The sequence below is a fragment of the Methylomonas sp. genome, from assembly GCF_023228165.1.
Classification (GTDB): Bacteria; Pseudomonadota; Gammaproteobacteria; order Methylococcales; family Methylomonadaceae; genus Methylomonas.
Genome location: NZ_JALOBS010000039.1, coordinates 1 through 4,262 on the forward strand (window position 1 = coordinate 1; position 4,262 = coordinate 4,262).

Consider the following 4,262-nt stretch of genomic DNA (forward strand, 5'->3'; position numbering starts at 1 on the left):
TCAATTAAAGGTTTATCTTTTAAGAACCAATTCTTGGCAGAAAGTGCTATTCGGTTTACCGATATTAGCAATGGTTGTCATGCTTTTGATGGATCATAGCGGCGAATCAGTAGAATTGGGGCAGGCCGTGTATCGACCTGAGATGCTGCAACGTCTTTGCAAAGCTGGTCAACTCAGTGGAGACGCTGGAGAGACTTATGGCGAAGAAACCGAAAATGGCATCAAATACAATGTCCGCACACCAGCCAATTATGATGCATCCGTTGCCCACCCACTATTACTGGTATTTTCTCCGGCCGGATCGAATCGGGCTAAAACCGAAAAAACAACTGGGTTCACTTTTCCTGCTACCCAAGCCGGTTTCATCGTGGCCTATGCGGATCACCCGGAATTATCGCCCAGCACTACCGTAGAATTAGGCACCATTCCCAGTTTAATGGCCAAAAAGTGGTGTATTGATGAAAAACAGGTCTATGTTACGGGACATTCCGATGGAGGAACTTCGGCAATGGCATTAGCGTTTATGACTGGCACACGACACATCCCACGTGCAATTGCGCCGAGCGCAGCAGGGGTTGCGTATGATGATTTACGCGACCGCAAATGCCCCGAGCCCTTGCCGGTTATGATCATGCACAGCAGCAAGGATCGCCTGTTTCCTGGTTATGGTCAGCAAGCGGTGGGTTGGTGGGCAGCTTGTAATAAATGTGATCCTATTCCGGATAAAATCGCAAATGGTTGCTCCTCTTATTCAGGGTGTGCCGGGGGCGTAAAAACGTTGTACTGTGAAGGTGATAACATCCATTCACATTGGCCCGAGCGAAGTCAGGATATCGTCGAGTTTTTTGTGTCAGCGACTCAAGTTAGCCCACGGGCAAAGTGAAATTGGCTCTATATGAATCGTAATGGGTGCAAAGGTAAACCCGAAAGCAAACGGTCACCCGGATTCCTCTCGGGTCTGCCTGCTCCTTTTAGTGGCTGAACAGTTGGTTGACAACCTACCTGGACGTATTGAGCCTAGAGCCATCAAACGACGACCCAAAACGAAGCCGAATACCGGACAGCCGATTGGGTTACATGGTGCCTTAATTATTAAAATGGGATAGCTACTCCGAGCGGCGGGTTTTGGCCGTACCTTGGCATTCAAAATATGGGATTTTTACTACGGCCACAGCCGTGAAATATTTCATTGATTGTGGTACCAGATAAATCATCAAAAATAGCTTGCATTTTAATTCCACATAAACGCGGACATGTCAGCGCGGGTGATGAGTTTGCTGGAGGAATTTACGCCTCGCATGGAAGTGTATTCCATCGATGAAGCGTTTTTGGATTTAACCGGCGTTTACCCGTGTTATCAAGATCCCATGGCCTATGGCCATCGTATCCGCAAGGCAATTGCACGGCAAACCGGCATTCCGGTCTGTGTGGGTATGGGCCCGACCAAGACATTGGCCAAGCTGGCCAACTTCGCCGCCAAGAAATGGAAACAAACCGGCGGTGTCCTCGACCTTACCGACCCCGTCCGTCGGCAAAAGTTGATGAAAATTGTCCCCGTCGATGAAGTTTGGGGGATTGGCCGGCAAACCACGAAGCGCCTTAATCAATTGGGCATTCAAACCGTCTGGGACCTGACTATCCAGTCACCTAAAACCGTCCAGGCGCAATTCAATGTTGTGGTCGCCCGTACGGTCATGGAGTTGAACGGTACAGCCTGCCTCGATTTGGAAGACGTGGCCGCGGACAAGCAACAAATCATCTGTTCTCGGTCGTTCAGTCGCAAACTGACCGAATTGGAGGAGTTAAGCCGGGCTTTGTCGGAATACTGTACCCGAGCGGCGGAAAAGCTACGCCGGCAACAGTCAGTGACCGGTTGCGTGAGTGTGTTTATTCGTACCAATCCCTTTGCGGTTCAAGATCCCCAGTACCAGCGATCGGCAACCGTTAAGTTGGATGCTGCCACCCAGGACACCCGCACGATTATTCGCGTCGCGCTGTCGAGTTTAAAAGCCATCTACAAACCCGGTTTTGGTTATCAAAAATGCGGTGTCCAACTGAGCGCGATTCGACCAGCAGCATCGCCGTCGCAATTCGATCTCTTCGACTTGAGTAGCGAGGGTACGCCGCCCGATAACGCCATTCTCATGCGAACTCTGGACACCATCAATCGACGATTCCCCAAAGCGGTCACGATCGCGTCATCGGGCTTCGATAAAAGTTGGAAACCCAAAGCTGAACGTATTTCTCAACGCTATACCACCGATTGGCGAGAATTGGTTATCGTTCGCTAACCGGTCGCTTAATGTATAGTCAGGGACTGTTGGGGATTATCCAATGCGCTATTCAACGGCAAAGTACGAGCCTGAATAATTAGTGAATTCCCACCTGCTGAAAGAAAACGAGGCTAAAATGCAGCTACAAAATAACTTGGATAGATAATTGGCAAACTGTGATGTCGTTCCTACCCGGAATGTGTCGACCTGAATGAGTTTGTCTATTTCGGATGCTGCTAACCAGCATTGCGACTGTCAAAGCCATTCCCTTTGATGCCAATATTGCCCAAACGTAATCTGATAACAAAAGGCCATGAGATTTTGCCTGAAAACATTGAAAAACATTAAGTCACGGGCATAAACCGATGGATCGCATACAGCAGCTTAACTACGAAAAAGATTTCCGCATTGCCTTCTTGGAATCCAAGGGAGACAGTTTCCAACGTCTGTTTGAGAAGCTGATGTCGAAAGCACATCCTAACGATTTTTTGGCGTGTCGGCCCTGGGGTAATATTGGAGACCGGAAGAACGACGGATATCTACCTTCAGAACGAATCCTGTTTCAGAGCTACGCTCCCAATGAATTGAGTGCTGCCGAGGCCATCAAAAAGATCAATGAGGATTTCGAGGGCGCCAAAGAGCACTGGGAGAAATATTTTGATGAGTGGACGTTCGTCCACAACGCACCCGATGGTCGTTTAGGTCCGCACATCATCGAAGTGCTAGCCAAACTCAGGCAAGACAATCCGCAGATCAGAATCGGCCATTGTGGGTATGAAGAAATGCTATCGAAGTTCCGACAGTTGAGTCAGCAGGATCTTGAATCCTGGTTTGGCCCCTCGCTGACGATGGAAGCGAATGTCAATCTGGGCTATGGCGACCTGATTGCGGTGCTTACCCACATCAGCATTACGTCCGTAACTACGATAGGTGAAGTGAAGGACGTGTCGCGCGGAAAAATCGAAGCAAACCTCCTATCTCAGGCAGTCGCTGACTTCCTGAAGATCGGCATGCAAAAATCGGCACTCGTTGCTCAGTTCTTCAATAACTGGAAAAATCCTACCTATGGCGAACAAATCGCTCAGGCGTTCAAGAGTAAATACGTGGCGCTACGAGATGGAGCTCCCCAGCTTCATCCTGATGAAATTTTCGGCCGCCTCGAAGCATGGGCTGGTGGCACGGCAAATACCACTCCCACGCATAAGGCGGCGGTGTTGGCCGTCATGGCTTACCTGTTCGACAAGTGCGAGATTTTTGAAGACGCTCAAACAATGAGGGGCACATGATCCTGCCATCCAAGCATTTGCCGTACGATCGTGCGCTCCTAACTGTCGGCGCGCACGTTTTGACTTTTCTCTCACGGCCTAAAACTGTCTCCGCGCTTTGGGAGGAATTGAACCGGCATGACGTTGGCATGGCTGCAATGCCTCGGAGAATTAACTACGACTGGTTTTTGCTCTCACTTGACCTTCTATATGCCCTTGGCGCAATTGAACTCGAAGGTGGCCTTGTGGCACGGAGGATAGCTTGATTCACCACATCTTCAGCACTCTGCCCAGTTTTAAGAATCTTGGAGATTTGAAGCCTGGCCTGAATGTGTTGCTGGCACAAAAGACAGAGGGCGCGACCAGCAAACAAACACGCAATCGCGCCGGGAAAACCAGTTTCGTTGAGCTGGTGCATTTTCTGCTTGGTGCCGAAGCCGGTCCTGACTCGATTTTCCGCGCCCCCGAACTGGCGGAACACACTTTCAGCCTGGAATTTGATCTGAAGTCAGAGCGCATGGTCGTCGAGCGCAGTGGTAGTTCCAAAGCAAAGATCTACGTGACGGTTCCGCCTGCGGCCAAAGTCAAATTTTCGGCCACCGAGTGGTGCACGTTCCTCGGCGAACAAATGTTTGGTCTGAGCAGTCTTGACGCTGCGGGCAGTAAGCCGCCTTCGTTTCGGTCACTGTTTGCCTACTTTGTGCGCCGACAGGCGAGCGGCGCT

The 4,262-nt window shown here is 50.2% G+C and carries 4 protein-coding genes and 1 pseudogene; all 5 read left to right on the top strand.

Annotated features, from left to right (window positions below):
• On the top strand, positions 1-883 hold an 883-nt coding region (locus tag M0R33_RS20950; protein WP_292573875.1), incomplete at its 5' end, for a poly(3-hydroxybutyrate) depolymerase.
• A 370-nt stretch (positions 884-1,253) separates the two neighbouring features.
• Positions 1,254-2,291, top strand: coding sequence for a Y-family DNA polymerase (locus M0R33_RS20955; RefSeq protein WP_292573895.1), 1,038 nt, complete (start codon positions 1,254-1,256; stop codon positions 2,289-2,291).
• A 347-nt stretch (positions 2,292-2,638) separates the two neighbouring features.
• Positions 2,639-3,559 carry an ABC-three component system protein gene (locus M0R33_RS20960; protein ID WP_292573896.1) on the top strand — a complete coding sequence of 307 codons (921 nt, stop codon included), beginning with the start codon at positions 2,639-2,641 and terminating at the stop codon, positions 3,557-3,559.
• Entirely contained in the window at positions 3,556-3,804 is a 249-nt protein-coding gene (locus tag M0R33_RS24490; RefSeq protein WP_366044436.1) for an ABC-three component system middle component 6, read from the top strand. The genes M0R33_RS20960 and M0R33_RS24490 overlap by 4 nt, the downstream gene beginning before the upstream one ends.
• Positions 3,801-4,262: pseudogene (locus M0R33_RS20965) on the top strand (DUF2326 domain-containing protein); the annotation flags it as partial. The gene M0R33_RS24490 and the pseudogene M0R33_RS20965, both read left to right, overlap by 4 nt.

Excerpts from the sequence above, each read along its gene's own strand:
- M0R33_RS20955 (WP_292573895.1), top strand. The coding sequence starts at position 1,254 with ATGTCAGCGCGGGTGATGAGTTTGCTGGAGGAATTTACGCCTCGCATG.
- M0R33_RS20960 (WP_292573896.1), top strand. The coding sequence starts at position 2,639 with ATGGATCGCATACAGCAGCTTAACTACGAAAAAGATTTCCGCATTGCC.
- M0R33_RS24490 (WP_366044436.1), top strand. The coding sequence starts at position 3,556 with ATGATCCTGCCATCCAAGCATTTGCCGTACGATCGTGCGCTCCTAACT.